The organism is Janthinobacterium sp. SUN211 (genome assembly GCF_030587315.1).
GTDB lineage: Bacteria > Pseudomonadota > Gammaproteobacteria > Burkholderiales > Burkholderiaceae_D > Janthinobacterium > Janthinobacterium kumbetense.
On record NZ_JAPWIC010000002.1, the window covers coordinates 967,016 to 986,808 of the forward strand.

Below are 19,793 nucleotides of genomic sequence, written 5' to 3' on the forward strand. Positions count from 1 at the left end.
AAAGGCGCGCGACACCACTCCGGTGCCGGCGCGCCCTGTCATCATACCAAAAAGCAGGGGAAGCCATTTCCCCTGGCTGAGATTTGAAAGCTGGAATGCCTGGTGATATTCCTCTAATTGCGGCCGGATCAGCCTTTTACAAGACGGCTGGCCTTGCCGAAGCCCCGCTCCACCAGCAACAGCATGCCGCCGAAGATGGACAGGTTCTTCAGGAAGTTCGTCAGCGGGTCCTGGAAGTGGGCCGCGTCCGCACTCCAGAAGGCGTGGAAGATCACGGTGGTGGGAATCAGGAACAGCGCCAGGGCCAGCGCCGCCCAACGCGCCTGCCAGCCCGTGATCAGCAGCAAGCCGCCGCCCACTTCCAGGGCGATCACGCCCACCAGCAAAATATTGGCGATTGGCAAGCCCTGGCTGGCCATGTAGCCGGCCACGCCCGCGAAGGCGCCGATTTTCAGCAAGCCCGAGACAAAGAACAGCACGCCAAGGGCAGCACGGCCGCGGGGGAGCAATACATTGGTTTTGTTTTCCATGATTTTCTCTTTCTGTATATTTATCAATTATTTGGGTAAGTCGAAGACCAGGAATTCCGCGTCCTCGGGTTGCGTGATGATCACACTGGCTTCCTGCGTCAGTTTCAGCGCATCGCCCGCTTTCAAGGGCGTGCCGTTGACCACCAGGCTGCCGCGGATCAGGTGCACATAGGCGAGGCGGCCTTCTTCCAGCGCGTGTTCGGCCTGTTCGCCTTCCTGCAGAATGCTGGCGTAGATGGCCGCATCCTGGTGGATCAGCACGGAACCTTGGCGGCCGTCGGAGGAAGCGATCAGGCGCAGCTTGCCCCGTTTGCTGTCCGGCGCGAAGTGCTTCTCTTCATAGCTGGGCGGAATGCCCGTCACGTTCGGCTGGATCCAGATCTGCAGGAAGTGCAAGCCATCCGTTGCCGAGTGATTGAACTCGCTGTGGCGCACGCCGCTGCCGGCGCTCATGCGCTGCACATCGCCGTAGTGCAGGACGGAACCGGTACCCATGCTGTCCTTGTGTTCCAGCGCGCCGTCGAGTACATACGAAATGATTTCCATGTCGCGGTGGCCGTGCGTGCCGAAACCCTGGCCTGGCGTGACCCGGTCTTCATTGATCACCAGCAGGGGCCCAAAGCCCATGTGCAGCGGATCGTGATAGCTGCCGAAGGAAAAGCTGTGGTGGGAATTGAGCCAGCCGTGGTTGGCGGCGCCGCGTTCTTCGCTGTGACGAATCTGTAACATGGTGGACTCCGTTTCTATAAGTTAATGTGCGATAATTTCGAAGGACCGTTGCCTGGCGCTGCGCCGCGGCTCTTTTCTGCCCTTCGCTGTACGATGAACAAAGTATATGCCCCTGTGCAGGGAAAGAAAAACGGAAAATCTTGCGACCTATGATCGAAAAAATCGAATGTTAAGACTGAGCCTGGAAGCCCTGCAAATCGTCGACGCCATCGACCGCCGCGGATCGTTCTCGTCGGCCGGCAAGGAGTTGCACAAAGTCCCGTCCACCATTTCCTATACGGTGGCCAAGCTGGAAGACGACCTCGGCGTGCAAGTGTTCCAGCGCAACGGGCCGAAAGTCATGCTGACGGCGGCCGGCCAGGAATTGCTGAAAGAGGGCCGCTACCTGCTGAAGGCGGCGCAAGACCTCGAACACCGCGTGCGCCGGGTGGCGTCCGGCTGGGAAACGGAATTGTCCATCGGCATCGATTCCATGTTTTCCGCCGTGGCCCTGGCCGACGACGTGCGCGCCTTTTATGACGTGGCGCAGCAGACGCGCCTGCGCCTGTCGCAAGACACCCTGTCGGGCACGTGGGAAGCGCTGCTGGACCGGCGGGCCGACTTGCTGGTGGGCGCGCCCGGCGACGGGCCGGCGGGCGGCGGCTATATCGCGCAGCCGATCGGCATGCTCGACTTCGTGTTTGCCGTGGCGCCCACGCATCCGCTGGCGCAGGTGCAGGAGCCCTTGTCGCGCGGCCACCTGCAGCAGCACCGGGCCGTGGTGGTGGCCGATTCGGCGCGCCAGATGGCGCCGCGCACGGTGGGCCTGCTGCTGGGGCAGGATGCCTTGAGCGTGCCGAACATGCAGGTCAAGTTCGACTACCAGGTGCTGGGGCTGGGCTTTGGCTTCCTGCCGGGACCGTGCGCCCGCGCCGCCATCGCGCGTGGCTTGCTGGTGGAAAAGGCCGTGGAAGAGCCGAAACCGTCGGAAACGTTTTACCTGGCCTGGAGAGTGGGTGAGGATGGCGCGGCGCTGCGCTGGTGGATGGCGCGCATGCGCGAACCGGATGTGTTTGCCCGCCTGGCGCAGCATCTGCCGGGCCATTCGGCGTAGGTCTTAAAATGTTGACATACGCCAACATTTTTAAGTTACCATATTCACAGTATTTCCGCCCGACCTCCACGCCCCACAGTGGGATTTTGATGATTACACACACCGCAGCGCCCCTGATCTGTTCCCCTGACCTGGCCCTAGAGTGGGGTTGCCATGCTTGAGGCGAAGGTTGCGCTGTGCCTGCGCCTGGCCCAGGATGCCCGTGAACAGGCGGGGCCGCAGCAGGCCGCCACCCTGGCGCGGCTGGAGGAGGAGCTGGAGCGGCTGCGCGGCGCCAGCCGGCCCGTGGTGCGCGTGGCGCCCCCCGACGCCTTGCTGGAAATCGATCCCGACGGCTTCCTGATCGGCTGGAACCATGGCGCCGAACAGATGTTCGGCTATTCCGAGCTGGAAGCCCTGGGCCAGCACATCCTGTTCCTGTATCCGGAAGACGACGCGGAAGCGAGCGTGCTGGAATTGCATTTCACGCAGGGCGACGTGGCCACCGATGTGCGCCGGCGCAAGAAGTCGGGCATGGTGACGTGGCTGCGCATGCACCGCCACGTGATCCACGACCAGGCGGGCAAGGCGTGCGGCATGGCCGTGCGCCTGTCGGCCATGAGCGAGCCGCTGTCCGACGTGGACAAGGTAAGGTTGCACGCACGCATCATCGAAGACAGCGAGCAAGCCGTGCTGATCACGGATGCGGAAGAGCGCATCGTCTCCATCAACAGTTCGTTTAGCCGCATCACCGGCTATTCGCCGGCCGAAGCCATCGGCCGCACGCCGGACTTGCTGCGCTCGGGCGTGCACGATCCCGACTTCCGCGCCAAGGTGCGTGCCGCCATGCGTGGCCACGGCTCCTGGCGTGGCGAAATCATCGGCAAACGCAAGAATGGCGAACTGTTCCCGCAAGACGTCACCATCAGCGTCGTGCGCGACGAATTCGGCGAAATCAGCCACGTGTTTTCCCTGTTTTCCGATATCTCCGTGCACAAGGATGCCGAGGCGCGCATGCAGCGCATGGCCAACTACGACAGCCTGACGGGCTTGCCCAACCGCTGCCTGCTGAACCAGCTGGTCGACCAGGGCCTGGCCGAGGCGAAACGCCAGGGCACGCATGGCGCGCTGATGGTCATCGACATCAGCCGCATCGGTTCCATCAGCGACACGCTCGGCCATGAAGTGGGCGACCAGCTGGTGATCGCCATCGGCCAGCTGTTCCGCGGCGCCCTGCGCGACGCCGACATCCTGGCGCGCGTCGACAACAGCAAGTTCGTCGTCGCCCTGCTGCATATCGAAAAGCGCGAACACGCGGCGAACGTGGCGCAAAAGCTGCTCAATTTGCTGGAAGCACCGATCAATATCGATGCGCACGCCCTGCACGTGGGCGCCAGCATCGGCATCACCGTGTATCCGGAAGACGGCCTGGAAGCGCCGGCCCTGTTCCGTTTTGCCGACGTGGCAGTGGCCAAGGCGGGGCAGACGATCGAATCGACCTTCCTGTTCTACCGCGAAGACATGAACCGCCGGGCCAAGGAACATTTGCGCCTGGAAAGCGAAATGCGCCTGGCGCTGGGCGACAAGGAACTGGAATTGCATTACCAGCCGAAAGTGAGCCTGGCCAGCGGACGCATCGTGGGCGCGGAAGCCTTGCTGCGCTGGAAGCATCCGATGCACGGCATGGTCTCGCCCGGCCTCTTCATCCCCGTCGCCGAGGAAACCAGCCTGATTCTGGAGCTGGGCACCTGGGTGCTGGACGAGGCGTGCCGCCAGATCCGCAGCTGGGAAGACCGCGGCCTGCACATGCCGGCCATCGCCGTCAACCTGTCGGCGCGCCAGTTCGATGAACAGTTGCCGGCGCGCATAGCGGCCGTGCTGGAACGCTACGGCGTGCGGCCCGACCAGATCATGTTGGAAATCACGGAAAGCCTGTTGATGCGCGGCGCCGACAAGGTGATCGACATCATGAACCAGCTGGTGGCCATGGGCCTGGCGCTGGCGCTGGACGACTTCGGCACCGGCTATTCCAGCCTGGCCTACCTGAAGAAATTCCCCATCAGCACCTTGAAAATCGACCGCTCCTTCGTCATCGGCTTGCCCTTCGAGGAAAACGATTGCGCCATCGCCCGCGCCATCGTCACCATGGCGCAGCAGCTGCGCCAGGAAATCGTCGCCGAAGGGGTGGAAACGGCCGAGCAGATGCGCTTCCTGCGCGAACTCGGCTGCGACCAGCTGCAAGGTTATCTGTTCAGTCCGGCCGTGCCGGCGGCCGAATTCGAGCTGATGCTGGGTGAAGGCCGGCAATTGCGGCTGGAAGAACTGGCGCTCTAAGCGCCACCCAGCTGCACTTTTTCCAGCAGATAATCGAGCATCACGCGCACCCGCGCCGGCACTTGCAAGCCCGGTCCCACGAAGACGGCGTGCACGAGTTCCTTGTCGCCCGGGTTGTAGTCCTGCAGCACGGGTATCAAATCGCCTCGCTCGATGTCGCGCAGCACGTGCTGGCGCGAAAAGCGTCCCAGCCCCATGCCGGCCAGCACCAGCTGGCGCATGCTTTCGCCATCGCTGACGCAGGTATTGCCCTGCGGCGCCACTTGCATGGTGTTGCCAGCCTCATCGAGGAAGGGCCAGGTTTCGTTCTGGCAGCGGAAGTTAAACGCCAATAAATTGTGCTGTGACAACTCCTGCGGCGTGCGCGGCAAGCCGTGGCGCGCCGCGTAGGCGGGCGACGCGACGACGACCATCGCGTCTTCGCCGAGTTTGCGCGCCACCAGGTTCGATTCCTTCAGCTTGCCCGTGCGGATGGCGATGTCGGTGCGGTCTTCCAGCAGATCGACGATGGCGTCGCTGACGACGACGTCGAGTACGATGTCGGGATAGCGCTGCGCGAACTCGGGCAGGATGGGCAGCAGATGGCGCACGCCGAACGGCACGAAACAGTTGATGCGCAAGCGCCCGCGCGGCGCGGCGCCCTGCGATGCTTCGCGCTCGGCGCTCTCGATATCGTCGAGGATGCGCTTGCACTGGATAAAGAAGGCGTCGCCCTCAGGCGTCGTGTGCAGCTGGCGCGTGCTGCGCTGCAGCAGCCGGGCGCCGAGCCGCGCTTCCAGTCGATTGACGAGCTTGCTGACGGCCGACGGCGTCAAGGCCAGGCGGCGCGCGGCGGCGGAAAAGGCGCCCGTTTCCACCACGGCGGCAAACACGGCCATCTCGAACGCGCGGTTGATGTCTTGCCTGGCCATTATTGAATCCATTTCACAGGTGTTTCCATTATTGGAGTCTATATCAAAAGCGTTTGCATCGATACACTGGCTGGCTTGAACTCTGCCGGAGAAATACCATGACCACCGCAAACCCTGTTTCCACTTCAGCCAGCAAGATGCCGCCCGGTGTGCTGGCGCTGGCCGTCGGCGCCTTTGCCATCGGCGTGACCGAATTCATCGTCGTCGGCATCTTGCCGACCATCGCGAAAGATTTGCATATTTCCATCGAATCGGCAGGCTCGCTGGTCAGCCTGTATGCGCTGGCGCTGGCCATCGGCACGCCGCTGCTGGTGCTGCTGATGGCGCGCCTGCCGCGCAAGGCTGCCCTGCTGGGGCTGATGAGCGTGTTCCTGGCCGGTAACCTGCTGGCCGCCTTTTCGCACACGTTCGAACTGTTGCTGCTGGGGCGTGTCATCACGGCCGTGGCGCACGGCACCTTCTTTGCCATCGGCGCCACCGTGGCCGCCAGCCTCGTCACCAAGGCGCAGGCGGGCAGGGCGATTTCCGTGATGTTTGCGGGATTGACCCTGGCCATGGTGATCGGCGTGCCGTTCGGCAGTTTCCTCGGCAACTTGATGGGCTGGCGCTTGCCCTTCTTTGCCGTGGTGCTGCTGGCCGCGCTGGGCCTGGCCGCCATGGCGCGCTGGCTGCCGGCCGGTTTGCAGCAAGGCAAGGGCGGCAAGGCCATGACGCAGCTGGCGGCGCTGGGCAGCGGCCCCATCCTGACGATGATGGCGATTACGACGTTTGGCTTTGGCAGCAGCTTTGCCGCGTTCACGTTCATCACGCCCATCCTGACGGATGTGACGGGCTTTTCCGCCACCATGGCCAGCGCCTTGCTGATCGTGTTTGGCGCCGCCACCTTTGCCGGCAACCTGGCGGGCGGCTACCTGACCAGCCACCTGGGCTGGCAAAAGGCCTTGCGCGCGATGCTGCTATTGCTGGCCGTCACGCAAACGGGCGTGGCGCTGAGCATCAGTTCGCCCTGGATGATGACGGTGATGCTGTTCGTCTGGGGCGTGTTCGCCTTCGGCCTGTCGCCCGCCCTGCAAGCGGGCATGCTGGCCACGGCCGAGCGCTACACGCCGCACGCCGTCGATTTCGCCTCGGGCCTGAACATTTCCGCGTTTAACCTCGGCATTTCCTTCGGTTCCATGCTCGGTGCGCTGATGGTCTCGCGCCAGCTGATGGCGTCGTCCCCCTGGGCCGGCGTGGCCGCCGCGCTGCTGGCCCTGCTGCCGCTGGCCTGGCTGGCGCGCAAGAACCTGGCGTCCCACGTGGCGGGCGCGGCCGCGCACTGAGGTTCAGGTATGCACGGCGCCGGCCGGCGCCGGTTTCTTCATGCGCTGCGCCATGTAGGAGCTGCCCATCGACGCGGCCATGATCATGGCGATGGCCAGCCATTGCGGCGCGTCCAGGCGTTCGTCGAGCAGGATGAACGCCAGCATGGCGGCCACGGCAGGCTCCATGCTGCTCATGATGCCGAACGCCTGCGGCGTCAGCCGCTTCAGGGCCACCATTTCCAGCGAGATCGGGATGGCGCTGGAAATGAGCGCGACGCCCAGGCCCACGCCCAGCACGACGGGTGAGAGCAGGGCGACGCCGCTATGCATCACGCCCACGGGCACGACCACCAGCGCGGCCATGGCCAGGCCCAGCGACACGGAGTGGCCCGCATGCAAATGGCTGGCGCGCTTGCCGAAGACGATGTACGAAGCCCAGCAGACGGCCGCGCCCAGGGCGAACAGCACGCCCGTGGGATCGAGATTGCTGACGTCGTGACCCAGCGGCAACAGCAGCGCCAATCCCGCCACGGCCAGGGCCACCCAGACGAAGTCGAGCGGGCGGCGCGAGGCCAGCAGGGCCACGGCCAGCGGGCCGGAAAATTCGATGGCGACGGCGATGCCGAACGGTATCGTGCGCAAGGCCATGTAGAAGCACAGGTTCGTCAAACCCAGCGCCGCGCCGTACAGGGCCACCGTGCGCAGGTCGGCGCGGCTCAGCTGCCAGCGCCACGGGCGCCAGAACAGCAACAGCAGCAAGGCGGAAAAGCCCACGCGCACGGCCGTCGTGCCTTGCGCGCCCACCAGCGGGAACAGGCTGTGCTTGGCCCATGACGTGCCCAGTCCCAGGCAGGTGACGGAGCCGAGGATGGCCAGCAGGGGAATCAAGGAGGAATAGCGGCGTAATGGCATGGTGATAAATGGCTTGATATCGAAGTGGTGAAAGTTTATTGTGTCTGCTCCGATATTTGCACTGCATTTTGACCTTTATGACGCAACTTTCGCTCACGCCTGCTGTCGCCCTCGACGCCTTCGACCTGGCCATCCTCGATATCTTGCAGCGCGATAACACGACCTCGCAGCGGGAAATCGCCCATGCCGTGCACTTGTCCGCGCCGGCCGTGCAGCGGCGCATCCGCCGCCTGCGCGAGAGCGGGGTGATCCGCAACGAGGTGGCCGTGCTCGACGCCAGCCGCCTGGGCCGCCCTCTGATACTGACGGTGGAAGTGCATTTGCACGACGAGCATCCGCTGCGCACGGCCGGCATGCGCGCCCGCATCATGGCCGAACCCGCCATCCAGCAGTGCTACGGCATCACGGGCGAGGCCGATTACCTGCTGGTCATCACGGCCAGCAGCATGGCCGAATACGAGGCGCTGACGGAACGCCTGTTTGGCGGCGACGACAATATCCGCCGCTACCGCACGTCGGTGGCCTTGACTTGCCTCAAGATGGGCTTGCATGTGCCGCTGACATAGAACAAGGGCCAGGCAGATGAGCATTTCTAACCAGATACAAGCGGCCGTGCTGGCCGCCATGCCCGCCAGCATGCGCGCCGCCGTGGCAGGGTACGACTGGACGCGCGACAGCGTCGGAGAGTCGGACGCTGCCGTCTACCGCTTGCAGGGCAGGGATGGCGCGCCGGACCTGTTCCTGAAACACGGCACGGGTGCCGCCGCTGCCGAGCTCGCCGATGAACTGGCGCGCCTGCGCTGGCTGGCGCAGTACCTGCCCGTGCCGGCCGTGGCGCAATTTGCCTGCGCGGCAGAACCGGACCAGGCATGGCTGCTGACGGCGGCCCTGCCGGGCAACACGGCGTGCCAGGTGCTGGAAGACAATCCTGCGTTGGGTCCCGCCGTGGCCGACGCGCTGGCGGCCTTCCTGCGCCGCCTGCACGCGCTTCCCGTCAGCGACTGCCCATTCGACGCCGGCCATGCCGTGCGGCTGGCCCAGGCGCGCCGGCGCATCGATGCGGGCTTCGTCGATGCCGGCGATTTCGATGCCGAGCGGGAAGGCTGGACGGCGCAGCAAGTATGGCTGGCGCTGCAAGACTACCTGCCGCTCACCCCCGACCTCGTCGTCACGCATGGCGATTTTTCGCTGGAAAATATCCTGATGCACGATGGCGCCGTCGTCGGCTGCCTCGACGTGGGCCGGGCGGGCGTTGCCGACCGTTATCAGGACCTGGCCATCGTTTGGCGTGCTCTTGGTGAGTTGGACGCCGCGCTACCGCCAAGGTTTGTTCAGCACTATGGGATCGTTGATATCGATCAAGGCAAGCTGCAATTCCATCTGCTGCTCGACGAGCTGTTCTGAGTGCTGGCAGTCATCACGGCTCTTCGCGCTCGGCGTCGCGTTCGCGGCAACTCAAGGAGGCGTAATGGCCCTTGGGCAGCGTGGCCTGGATGGCCACTTCGCGCAGGTTTTTCCGGATATCGACGGGGTCGGTCAGGGTGCAGCGCTGGGCGCGGGCGAACGCTTGCAGCTTTTGCGTGCTGCCGTTGACCTTTACCGTCACGCCGGCCCCGGGGCTGACGCAGCAGCCTATGTATTGCGTGATGTATTCCTCTTCGATGAGCACCAGTTCGTGTCCCATGAAGCTGGCCGGTTTCTTGAGCAGGTAATAATCCGTGTAGTCGAAGCGCTGGTTGGGGCGCTTGCCGATAAAACCTTCGCGCATGTAGGCGGCGATGGCCTTGCCGGAGGTGCCCACTCGCTGCGTCGTGCCCTTTTTCAGGTGCAGCGCATGGATCAGGCCGCTTTCGAGCCCCCCATCGGCAGCGGCAGCAGATGCCGCAGCGGCGGCGCTGGCGCAAGTGGCGGCGGCGAGCAGAAGAGCGCCGAGCAGGCGGCGGGTGCGGTATTCAGGCATGGGAATGATTCCTTGCATATATTTCACGCGTGGAGGAGAAGAGGTGCAGTGTAGCCCACGCCGGCCTGGGCGCGTGGCACAATGCGTGTTCCGCATGCCACTCACCCCAGGACTTTCATGACCCGCGCCATCCTTGACCAAGCCCAGATCCATCCCGCCGCCCGCCCTTTGATCGGCAGCAAGCACAAGGACATCGTGCGCGAAGTGCAGGCGGCCATCGCCGCGCACCAGGTGGTCGTCGTCGGCATGGCGCTCAATCCGTTTCCGCGCAAGGCGCGCAAGATCCTCGACGTGCTGGGCACGCCCTACCAGTACTTGCAATACGGCAGCTATTTGAACCAGTGGCACCGCCGCAATGCCCTCAAGATGTGGACGGGCTGGCCCACGTTCCCCATGGTCTTTGTCAACGGCGTGCTCATCGGTGGCGCCAGCGAGCTGCACAAGCTCGTGGAAAACGGCGAGTTCAGCGCCATGCTGGCAAAGAAAGTGCGCGAGTTTTAAGCGCTGTCTTACTCGCCCGGCCGCCACGGCGACTTGCGCGTGCGCAAGGGGTCGAGCAAGCTGCGCAGATCGTTGTGGTCGAGTTCGTACATCAGCGCAATCAGACTGCCCAGTTCGCCCGAGGGAAAGCCCTCGCGCGCGAACCAGCCCAGGTAGTGGCCCGGCAAGTCGGCCAGCAAGCGTCCCTGATATTTCCCATATGGCATTTCGCGCGTGACCAGCAGCGCCAGTTTTTCTGAATTCATGGTGGTGACCCCGTGTGGATGCGGCCAGTGTAGCAGACCGCTCTATTATTGAGCTGAGCGCAACTATCTTCTGCCTGATGAAGTATTTTTCGAAACAAAGAAAACCCCGATACTGCATGCCAACATCATTTATCGGAGTTTGCCATGCCCATTGCCTTGCTCGCGCTGACCCTCAGCGCATTTGCCATCGGAACCACGGAGTTTGTCATCGTCGGGCTGTTGCCTACCATCGCCGCCGACCTGGGCGTCAACCTGCCATCGGCCGGCTTGCTGGTCAGCCTGTATGCGCTGGGCGTCGCCGTCGGCGCGCCCGTGCTGACTGCCCTGACGGGCAAGATTGCGCGCAAGACCTTGTTGCTCTCGCTGATGGTCTTGTTTACCTTGGGTAACTTGCTGGCCTGGAAATCGCCCGGCTACGAAACCCTCGTCATCGCCCGCATCCTGACGGGGCTGGCGCATGGCGTCTTCTTTTCCATCGGCTCGACCATCGCCACGTCCCTGGTGCCGAAAGACAAGGCGGCCAGCGCGATTGCCATCATGTTTACGGGCTTGACCGTGGCCCTGGTGACGGGCGTGCCGCTGGGTACTTTCATCGGCCAGCATTTCGGCTGGCGCGAAACTTTCCTCGCCGTTTCGGCGCTGGGCTTGATCGCCTTTGTCGGCAGCCTGCTGTACGTGCCATCGACCATCAAGCACAGCAAACCGGCCTCGCTGCTGCAGCAAGTGCAGGTGCTGGGCCAGCCGCGCCTGCTGCTGGTGTACGCCATGACGGCCGTCGGCTATGGCGGCTCCTTCATCGCCTTTACTTACCTGGCGCCGATTCTGCAGCAAGTGTCGGGTTTCAGCGCCGGCGCCGTGGGCGTGGTGATGCTCGTGTATGGCGTCTCCGTGGCGTTCGGCAATATCTGGGGCGGCAAGCTGGCCGACAAGAAAGGCCCTGTCAGCGCTCTGAAACTGATCTTCCTGCTGCTGGCGGCCGTCTTGTTGCTGTTGACCTTCACGGCGCCGCATCCCGTGCTCGTCGTCATCACCGTGTTGCTGTGGGGCGCCGTGGCCTTCGGTAACGTGGCTGGCTTGCAAGTGTATGTCGTGCAGCAAGCGGAACACTTCACGCCCCGCGCCGTCGACGTGGCATCCGGCCTGAATATCGCCGCCTTCAATCTGGGCATCGCCGGCGGCGCCTGGGGTGGCGGCCTCATCGTGGAACACCTGGGTCTCGTGCACACGGGCTGGATCGGCGCCCTCGTCGTGCTGGGCGCATTCGGCTTGACGGCCCTGAGCGGCCGCCTGGACCGTTTGAACCCGATCCCCGTGCGGCCCGCTGGCGCAAAAGCGATGCAGGCGACGGGGCATTGAGAAGCGGGGCGTCCGCTTGGCGTCGCTTCCACGGTGCAGCTTGCCTGTAATCAAGCTGAAATATTTGTCGTTTATGCTCCGGCCTCGTATTCCAGCAGGTCTGTCCCACGATATTTATTTATAACGGAAGAAACAAAAAATGTCGAATTACGCCCCTGAGTCCTCACGCCGCCGCCTGTTGCAACTGTTTGCCGGTGCCCCCATGCTGCCTTTGGCCGGCTTGACCGGCGTCAGCGCTTTTCTGTCCGGTTGTGGCGGCAGTTCGGACAACGACCTGCCAGCGGTGACGCCGCCAGTCACGCCCACCGCGACGTTTACCACGGCGGAATTCACCGGCATGGCCGCGCCATTGGCGAGTTCGCCTGCCGCGCTGGCCACGACCACCGTCGGCTCCAAGCTCAAGGTCAATTTCAGCGATGGCAGCAGCAACAGCTATAACCTGGCGTACCAGCCTTTCTTCCTGACGGGCGACCGGGTGCCGGACGGCAAGGGCGGTACCGTGATCGCGGGCGGCTACTTCGACATCAAGAACCAGCCCATCATCGACAGTTCGGTGCCGGGCAAGGAACGCCAGTTCTTCTCGGATTCGCCGGACGGCAGCTCGATGCTGACGGTGGCCAACGCCAGCGTGAGCGGCGTCAAGGGCAAGCCGGTGTTTGCCGTGGTGCAATTTGAATACAACTCGCTGAACCAGGCCGGCGCTTCCACCTACGGCACGCTGCCGTCGCCGATCGCCGTGCTGAGCCTGGACCAGGACCAGACCACCGGCAAGCTGTCGCTGGTGAAATACCACAATGTCGATACCTCGCTGGTGAAGGGCCTGTGGATTACCTGCGGCGCCAGCCTGTCGCCGTGGAATACCCATCTGTCGAGCGAAGAGTACGAACCCGACGCCTTTGACCAGGGCCTGGGCGGCCAGACCTTGGCCGTGCTTAAGGAATTCAGCAAGAACGTCTTCGGCGATACGACAACCGCCAATCCGTACGACTACGGCCACCTGCCGGAAGTGTCGGTCAACCCGGACGGCACCGGCAGCATCAAGAAGCACTATTGCCTGGGCCGCTACTCGCGCGAACTGGTGCAGGTGATGCCGGATCAGCGCACCATCCTGGGCGGCGACGACTATACGAATGGCGGACTGTTCATGTTCGTGGCCGACAAGGTCGCCGACCTGGCCGCAGGCGGCACCCTGTACGTCGCCAAGTACACGACCCAGCTGACCGAGACCACTACTGGCAAGCTGCAATGGGTCAAGCTGGGCCATGCGACGCACGCCGAGATCAAGGCGCTGGTCGACGGCGGCATCAAGGCCACCGACATCATGGATTCGACCCTGGCCGATCCGTCCGACGCCAGCTACACGAAGATCGTGCTGAACAAGAAAACCGCCTGGGTCAGGGTCAAGGCCGGCCAGGAAAAAGCCGCCGCCTTCCTGGAAACCCACCGCTACGCGGCCCTCAAGGGCGGCAGCATGGCCTTTACCAAGAACGAAGGCACAACGGTCAACGCCAAGGACAAGATCGCCTACTCGGCGTATGCCAACATCCAGGATTCGATGGTCGAAGGCGGTTCGGGCTACGTGGCCGGCCACAACGTCAAGTTCAAGAAACTGGTGGCGGGCGCCGTCGTGTCGCACAAGCTGACGGGCGGACAGAAGGATGACACGGGCGCGGCGATCGACAGCGAATGGGTGCCAAGCGAATCGACCCTGCTGATCGCAGGCGAAGATATCGCGGCCGATGGCCTGGGCAACACGGCCAACCCGGCCAAGATCGCCAGCCCCGACAACCTGAAGTTCTCGGAAAAACTGCGCACCCTGTTCATCGGCGAGGACAGCGGCAACCACTTGAACAACTTCCTGTGGGCGTACAACGTCGATACCAAGAAGCTGGAGCGCTTGCTGTCGTGCCCGGCCGGCGCGGAATCGACGGGCCTGCATGCGGTCGATGAAATCAATGGCTGGACCTATGTGATGAGCAACTTCCAGCATCCGGGCGACGAGTGGAGCCGCTTCCCCGCCTTGCCGTCCGCGCTGAAGGACCAGATCAACATCATCATCAACACCAACTACAACAGCAAGGCCAGCGGTGCTGTCGGCTACCTGACGGCGGAACTGGCGCAGGTGAAACTGTCGAAGTGATGCGCGTCAGCTGACGCCGCAGCGTGCCCCTCGCCATCCGCTCCGTCCCTCGACCCGGGTGACGGGGCGTTTGGCGTGGCGGCGCCCGGCGGATGGCTAACTTGCTGGCAGAAAACAGCAAAACGGGGGAAAATGGCGTTTCCCTTCCTTTAGCGTCCCCCATCATGTCCGATATTGCAGCTTCGCCGCCAGGCCTGCGCGCCGCCATCAATCCGAAACCGCTGGGCGTCGCCCTGTTGCTCATCCTGATCGGTGCGTGGTACCTGGCGCACACCGTCGGCATCAACCAGGCCGCGCTGTACGTGGTGGGCGCCTTGCTCGGCATCACCCTGTATCACGCGGCTTTCGGTTTCACGTCCGCCTGGCGCGTCTTCATCGCCGATGGCCGCGGCGATGGCTTGCGGGCGCAAATGCTGATGCTGGCCGTGGGCGTGGCGCTGTTTTTCCCCGCGCTGTCGGCCGGCACCCTGTTCGGCACGCCCGTCGCGGGCCTCGTTTCTCCCGCCGGCACGTCCGTCATCTTCGGCGCCTTCATCTTCGGCATCGGCATGCAGCTGGGCGGCGGTTGCGCGTCCGGCACCTTGTATACAGTCGGTGGGGGCAGCACGCGCATGCTCATCACCCTGGCCGCCTTCATCGTCGGCTCCGTGATCGGCACGGCGCACATGCCGTTCTGGACTTCATTGCCGCAACTCAAGCCGATTTCCCTCGTCACGACCCTGGGCCTGGTCCCCGCGCTGGCGCTGAACTGGATCGTTTTTGCCTTGATCGCCGCCATCACGGTGCTGGTGGAAAAGCGCCGCCATGGCAAGCTCGTCGCCACGCCCCTGCGCCCGGCGCAGGCGTCGCCCTGGCTGCACGGCCCTTGGCCGCTGGTGGCAGGCGCCGTCGCCCTCGTCGTGCTGAACTTCGCCACCCTGGCGCTGTCGGGCCGTCCATGGGGCGTGACGTCCGCGTTTGCCCTGTGGGGTGCGAAAGCGGCGTCCGTGGTCGGCATCGACACGGCCAGCTGGGCCTACTGGTCCACCAAGGCGAATGCCGCCGCCCTGGCCGCGCCATTGACGCAAGACAAGACTTCCGTGATGGATATCGGCATCGTGCTGGGCGCCATGCTGGCAGCGGCGCTGGCCGGCCGCTACGCGCCCGTGTGGCGCATCCCGCGCCGCTCGCTGATCGCCGCCATCGTCGGCGGCTTGCTGCTCGGCTACGGCGCGCGCCTGGCCTACGGCTGCAACATCGGCGCGTATTTCAGCGGCATCGTCTCGGGCAGCTTGCACGGCTGGCTGTGGCTGGTGTGCGCCTTCCTGGGCAACGTCATCGGCACGCGCTTGCGTCCGTGGTTCGGCCTGGAAGTGGAAAAAGTCAAACCGACCGGCTGCTGACGCCGGCGTCAACAGGGGCTTTGCTGTATATTTCTGCCCCTGTTCACCTTTGCCGCCAGCGCAACATCCATGTCCCCAGTCCTCCTGTTTGCCGTCGTCCTCGCGTATTTCCTGATCTTGCTGGGCGTGGCATGGCGCACCTCGCGCCATGCCACCAACGACAGTTTCTTCATCGGCAACAAGGACAGCAACTGGATGCTGGTGGCCTTCGGCATGGTGGGCACGACCTTGACGGGCGTGACCTTCATCAGCGTGCCCGGCGCCGTGGGCAGCAACGGCTTCGGCTATATCCAGCTGATGATCGGCTATGTGCTCGGTTACCTGGCCATCACCTTCATCTTGCTGCCGCTGTACTACCGGCTGCAGCTCACATCGATTTACCGCTACCTGGAATTGCGCCTGGGGCGGCGTTCCTACCAGAGCGGGGCGGCGTTCTTCATCGTTTCGCGCCTGCTGGGCGCCACGGCGCGGCTGTATCTGGTGGTCAATATCCTGCAAGCAACTATTCTCGACAGCTTCGGCGTGCCGTTCTGGCTGACGGCGTGTGTCGTGCTGCTGCTGATCCTGCTCTACACGTATGAAGGGGGCGTCAAGACCATCGTCTGGACCGATACCCTGCAAACGGCATGCATGCTGGCCGGTCTCGTCATCTGCAGCGTATTTTTGCTGCGCGAGATGGACTTGTCGCTCGTCGACAGCCTTGAACGCATGCGCGCGCAAGGCCTCACGCGCATGTTCACCACCGACCCGGACAGCCCCGCCTACGTGTGGAAGCATATTCTTGCCGGCATGTTCATCACGATTGCCATGACGGGCATGGACCAGGAGATGATGCAAAAGAATATCTCCGTGCGCACCCTGCGCGACTCGCAAAAGAATATGCTCAGCCTGACCGTGGTGCTGACCGGCGTGCTGCTGCTGTTCCTCTTCCTGGGCGGCTTGCTGCACCTGTACGCGCCGCTGGTCGGCGTGACGGCCACGGGCGATAAATTGTTCCCTGCCGTGGTGCTCGGGCATTTCCCCGCCGTGGTGCAGCTGATTTTCTTCATCGCCCTCATTTCCGCCCTGTTTCCCAGCGTGGACGGGGCGCTCACGGCCTTGACGTCCACCTTCTGCATCGACATCCTGGGCTTGCAGCGGTGGCCGGATTTGAGCCCGGCCGTGCAGATGCGCTGGCGCCGCAAGGTGCACCTGGGCTTTGCGGCCCTGTTTTTGATCCTGATCATGGCCTTCAAGTGGCTCGATGATCCCAGCATGATAGGCGTGATCCTGAAGCTGGCCAGCTATACCTACGGCCCGCTGCTGGGCTTGTTCGCCTTCGGTCTGCTGAGCCGGCGCGGCGTGCGCGACCGCTGGGTGCCTTTGGTGGCCGTGGCCGGGCCGCTGCTGTGCGCGCTGATCGAGCAGGAGCAGGCGCTGCTGTTTGCGCATTACCGCCTGGGCCTGGAATTGCTGATACTGAATGGTTCCCTCGTGCTGGGCGGCCTGTTCCTCATTTCCACGCCGCCAGGGCAGGGCGCCCAGGGCGCGCAATACTTGTCAAAATAAGACGAATCCCAAGGCGATCGCGGCCATTTTCAGCTATATTGATTTCCTTTAGGTACATAACCTCACGGAGCATCAATGTCACTCAACCCCTTCCCGCCGCTGCGCCGCGGTTTTGGCGCATTCTGGCGCGCGCTGGACGCCACCCGCCGCGCGGTCATCAATCTGATTTTCCTGCTGATCGTCATCGCCATCCTGATCGCCATCTTTGGCGGCGGCGCCAAGCCCCTGGCGGAAAAGACCACGCTGGTGCTGGACTTGCAAGGCCCGCTGGTCGAGGAAACCCCAGGCGGCGTGCGCGAAGCGGTGCTGGCCAATGTCAGCGGCGAAGTCAAGAAAAACGTGCAGCTGCGCGACGTGCTGGCCGTGCTCGACACGGCGGCCAAGGACAAGAACATCGGTTCCATGGTCATCCTGCTCGACGAATTGCAGGGTGGCGGCCTCGCTTCCCTGCGCGAGGTGGCGGCCGGCGTGGAACGCTTCCGCGCCACGGGCAAGAAAGTGACGGCCTGGGGTTCCAGCTACAACCAGCGCCAGTACCTGGTGGCGGTCAAGGCCGACGAGGTATTCCTGCACCCGATGGGCGGCGTCATGCTGGAAGGCTTTGGCCGCTACCGCAATTACTACCGCGACGCGCTCGACAAGGTTGGCGTGACGGTCAACCTGCTGAAAGTGGGCACGTACAAGAGTGCGGCCGAGCCGTTCATCGCCAATGGCCCGTCCGAAGCGGCGGCCGAAGCGGACCGCTACCTGAACAACGGCCTGTGGACCACCTACACGACGGACGTGGAAAAGGCGCGCAAGCTGCCGGCCGGCGCCATCATGCAATCGATCGATGCGTTGCCGGCGCTGATGACGGCGGCCGGCGGCGACCTGGGCAAGCTGTCGCTGGACGCCAAGCTGGTCGACGGCCTGAAAACGCGCGACGAATTGCGCCAGTTCATGATGGCGCGCGGCGCGAAGAACACGGAAGGCACGAATTTCCGCCAGGTGAACTACACCGACTACTTGGCGCGCCTGCGCCCCGTACACATCGGCGACGCCGTCGGCGTGGTCATCGCTTCCGGTGAAATCGGCGACGGCATCGCGCCACCGGGCGCCATCGGCGGCCTGTCCACCTCGCGTCTGATCCGCCAGGCGCGCGAAGACAAGTCGATCAAGGCCGTCGTGCTGCGCGTCGATTCGCCTGGCGGCAGCGCCTTCGGCTCGGAATTGATCCGCCGCGAACTGGAACTGACGCGCGCCGCCGGCAAGCCGGTGGTCGTCTCGATGGGCAACGTGGCCGCTTCGGGCGGCTACTGGATCAGCACCTCGTCCGACGAAGTCATCGCCGACGCGGCCACCATCACCGGTTCCATCGGCGTGTTCGCGATTCTGCCGACGGCCGACAAGGTGGTGGAAAAGCTGGGCATCCACACGGCCGGCTCGCCCACCACCTGGCTGGCCGACGCGGGCAACCCTTTGCGTCCGCTCGACCCCCGCTTTGCGCAAGTGATCCAGGGTTCGATCAACCACGTGTATGGCGACTTCCTGAGCCTGGCCGCCAAGGCGCGCAAGACGACGCCGGAAAAGATCAATGAAGTGGCGCAGGGCCGCGTCTGGACGGGCTTGCAGGCGAAAGAGCGCAACCTGGTCGACCGCATCGGCAGCTACGGCGATGCGCTGGCGTCGGCCGCCAAGCGCGCCAACCTGGGCGCCGACTACCGCGTCACGTACCTGGAGCAGGAAACGTCGAACGTGGACCGCCTGATCGGCATGTTCGGCTCCAAGGCCATGGCCTCGCTGGGACTGGGCGAGCACGTGAAACTGGGCCTGGCCGGCACGGGCTTGCCGGCCGACGCGGCGCTGGGCATGGCGCAGGACCTGAGCTGGCTGTCCGGCATCACGCGCGAGCACAAACCGTTCATGGCCCTCACGCACTGCCTGTGCGAGGTGCCCCTGGGCGGCAAGTAACACCAGCATAGACAAGCTACCCAAGCCGGCTTCGCCCGGCTTGTTTCATATGCAGGACAGCGATGAGGAGCAAGGCATGGCAAGCGACATGAACGAAAAAACCGGCACGGCCATCACCATCCGCCCCTGCGCCAAGGGCGACGAGCTGGCGCTGGCGTTGGTGGGACAAGCGACTTTCCTGGAAGCGTTTGCCGGCATCCTCGACGGCGCCGACGTCATCGCCCATTGCCAGCGCCAGCACGACGCGCAGCTGTACCGCGACTGGCTGGCGCTGCCGGCCATGCGCCTGTGGCTGGCCGAGGCCACGCCGGGTGGCGCGCCCGTCGGCTACCTGGTCCTCAGTCCCGCCGGCCTGCCGGTGGCCGACCCGCGGCCGGACGACCTGGAAATCAAGCGCATCTACCTGCTGCACCGCTTCCAGGGGCAGCGCGTGGGCCAGCGCCTGATGCAGGCGGCCGTGGAACAGGCGCGCGCCGGCGGGGCGGGAAGGGTGCTGCTGGGCGTGTACGCGGAAAACCACGATGCGCTGGCGTTTTATGCGCGCTGCGGCTTTGCGCAGGTGGGCCGGCGCACCTTCCGCGTGGGCCGCACCGACTATCAGGATGTCATCCTCGGCATGACGCTGTAAGCGCCAACGGCCTGCGCGGCGCCAGGTCAAGCCGGCTGGCGGGAGATTTGTAGCGAGTTTGTATCTGCATGCGAGTCGCCCGCGCGCCGCCGGCGCCTGGGCGCGACACCCCGCAAGCCTGATTCTTCCACCGTTCCCCCACAGGGGCGGCGTGCCTGCCGGCCCGCCTGATCCTTCCATGCCTGTCTGGCTGTGTGTAATTGTTTCAAGTAGAAATGAAACAGTTACATGACTATGCTAGAGTCGTTTCACGCTAGGGAGCGATGTTTTTTCAGCTGACTTTCAGCTCTT

18 protein-coding genes are annotated in these 19,793 nt (G+C 64.1%); 12 read left to right on the plus strand and 6 right to left on the minus strand.

From position 1 onward, the window contains the following. Positions 1–128: 128 nt before the first annotated feature. Both O3301_RS10135 and O3301_RS10140 read right to left on the minus strand, forming a co-directional pair. Positions 129–530 (minus strand): DoxX family protein, encoded by a 402-nt coding sequence (locus O3301_RS10135; protein ID WP_305056272.1) that lies wholly within the window; start codon positions 528–530, stop codon positions 129–131. A gap of 27 nt (positions 531–557) precedes the next feature. Continuing rightward, on the minus strand, positions 558–1,259 hold the full coding sequence (locus O3301_RS10140; RefSeq protein ID WP_305056273.1) for a pirin family protein: 702 nt from the start codon (positions 1,257–1,259) through the stop codon (positions 558–560). Positions 1,260–1,425: 166 nt separating this feature from the next. On the opposite strand from O3301_RS10140, the gene O3301_RS10145 reads away from it, so the two are divergent. Next, a complete protein-coding gene (locus tag O3301_RS10145; protein WP_251351450.1) occupies positions 1,426–2,352 on the plus strand; it encodes a LysR family transcriptional regulator in 927 nt (308 codons plus the stop codon). A gap of 153 nt (positions 2,353–2,505) precedes the next feature. Continuing rightward, positions 2,506–4,665 (plus strand): bifunctional diguanylate cyclase/phosphodiesterase, encoded by a 2,160-nt coding sequence (locus O3301_RS10150; protein ID WP_305056274.1) that lies wholly within the window; start codon positions 2,506–2,508, stop codon positions 4,663–4,665. On the opposite strand, the gene O3301_RS10155 is transcribed toward O3301_RS10150, so the two are convergent. Further along, positions 4,662–5,576 (minus strand): LysR family transcriptional regulator, encoded by a 915-nt coding sequence (locus O3301_RS10155; protein ID WP_305056275.1) that lies wholly within the window; start codon positions 5,574–5,576, stop codon positions 4,662–4,664. The two genes, O3301_RS10150 and O3301_RS10155, sit on opposite strands and share 4 nt — an antisense overlap. Positions 5,577–5,674: 98 nt before the next feature. Between O3301_RS10155 and O3301_RS10160 the strand changes: the two genes are divergently transcribed. After that, positions 5,675–6,898 (plus strand): MFS transporter, encoded by a 1,224-nt coding sequence (locus O3301_RS10160; protein WP_305056276.1) that lies wholly within the window; start codon positions 5,675–5,677, stop codon positions 6,896–6,898. Between the two features lie 3 nt (positions 6,899–6,901). On the opposite strand, the gene O3301_RS10165 is transcribed toward O3301_RS10160, so the two are convergent. Next, on the minus strand, positions 6,902–7,792 hold the full coding sequence (locus tag O3301_RS10165; protein ID WP_305056277.1) for a DMT family transporter: 891 nt from the start codon (positions 7,790–7,792) through the stop codon (positions 6,902–6,904). Positions 7,793–7,869: 77 nt separating this feature from the next. On the opposite strand from O3301_RS10165, the gene O3301_RS10170 reads away from it, so the two are divergent. Beyond that, positions 7,870–8,358, plus strand: coding sequence for an Lrp/AsnC family transcriptional regulator (locus tag O3301_RS10170; RefSeq protein ID WP_305056278.1), 489 nt, complete (start codon positions 7,870–7,872; stop codon positions 8,356–8,358). A gap of 16 nt (positions 8,359–8,374) precedes the next feature. Next, the gene (locus O3301_RS10175; RefSeq protein WP_305056279.1) at positions 8,375–9,196 is read left to right on the plus strand and encodes an APH(3')-I family aminoglycoside O-phosphotransferase; all 822 of its coding nucleotides are present in this window, start codon (positions 8,375–8,377) and stop codon (positions 9,194–9,196) included. 13 nt (positions 9,197–9,209) lie between these two features. Here the strand turns inward: O3301_RS10175 and O3301_RS10180 are convergent, their stop codons facing one another. Beyond that, positions 9,210–9,752, minus strand: a complete 543-nt coding sequence (locus O3301_RS10180) for a hypothetical protein (protein WP_305056280.1) — start codon at positions 9,750–9,752, stop codon at positions 9,210–9,212. Positions 9,753–9,869: 117 nt separating this feature from the next. Between O3301_RS10180 and O3301_RS10185 the strand changes: the two genes are divergently transcribed. Further along, positions 9,870–10,253: a glutaredoxin gene (locus tag O3301_RS10185; RefSeq protein ID WP_251351461.1), complete on the plus strand. Its 384-nt coding sequence runs from the start codon at positions 9,870–9,872 to the stop codon at positions 10,251–10,253. An 8-nt stretch (positions 10,254–10,261) separates the two neighbouring features. Here O3301_RS10185 and O3301_RS10190 read toward each other — a convergent pair whose 3' ends face one another. Continuing rightward, complete coding sequence (locus tag O3301_RS10190; RefSeq protein ID WP_034749909.1) at positions 10,262–10,498, minus strand: DUF3820 family protein; 237 nt, start codon at positions 10,496–10,498, stop codon at positions 10,262–10,264. Positions 10,499–10,642: 144 nt separating this feature from the next. On the opposite strand from O3301_RS10190, the gene O3301_RS10195 reads away from it, so the two are divergent. The 6 genes from O3301_RS10195 to O3301_RS10220 all read left to right on the plus strand — a co-directional run bounded on the left by O3301_RS10195 (position 10,643) and on the right by O3301_RS10220 (position 19,502). Then, positions 10,643–11,854 carry an MFS transporter gene (locus O3301_RS10195; RefSeq protein ID WP_251351462.1) on the plus strand — a complete coding sequence of 404 codons (1,212 nt, stop codon included), beginning with the start codon at positions 10,643–10,645 and terminating at the stop codon, positions 11,852–11,854. A 139-nt stretch (positions 11,855–11,993) separates the two neighbouring features. Then, on the plus strand, positions 11,994–13,994 hold the full coding sequence (locus O3301_RS10200; protein WP_305056281.1) for a PhoX family phosphatase: 2,001 nt from the start codon (positions 11,994–11,996) through the stop codon (positions 13,992–13,994). Positions 13,995–14,158: 164 nt separating this feature from the next. Continuing rightward, positions 14,159–15,376: a YeeE/YedE family protein gene (locus tag O3301_RS10205; protein WP_305056282.1), complete on the plus strand. Its 1,218-nt coding sequence runs from the start codon at positions 14,159–14,161 to the stop codon at positions 15,374–15,376. A 69-nt stretch (positions 15,377–15,445) separates the two neighbouring features. Further along, positions 15,446–16,924: a sodium:solute symporter gene (locus O3301_RS10210; RefSeq protein WP_305056283.1), complete on the plus strand. Its 1,479-nt coding sequence runs from the start codon at positions 15,446–15,448 to the stop codon at positions 16,922–16,924. A gap of 75 nt (positions 16,925–16,999) precedes the next feature. Continuing rightward, positions 17,000–18,874, plus strand: a complete 1,875-nt coding sequence (gene sppA / locus O3301_RS10215; protein ID WP_305056284.1) for a signal peptide peptidase SppA — start codon at positions 17,000–17,002, stop codon at positions 18,872–18,874. Between the two features lie 88 nt (positions 18,875–18,962). Further along, positions 18,963–19,502 (plus strand): GNAT family N-acetyltransferase, encoded by a 540-nt coding sequence (locus O3301_RS10220; RefSeq protein WP_289904254.1) that lies wholly within the window; start codon positions 18,963–18,965, stop codon positions 19,500–19,502. Positions 19,503–19,793: the final 291 nt, after the last annotated feature.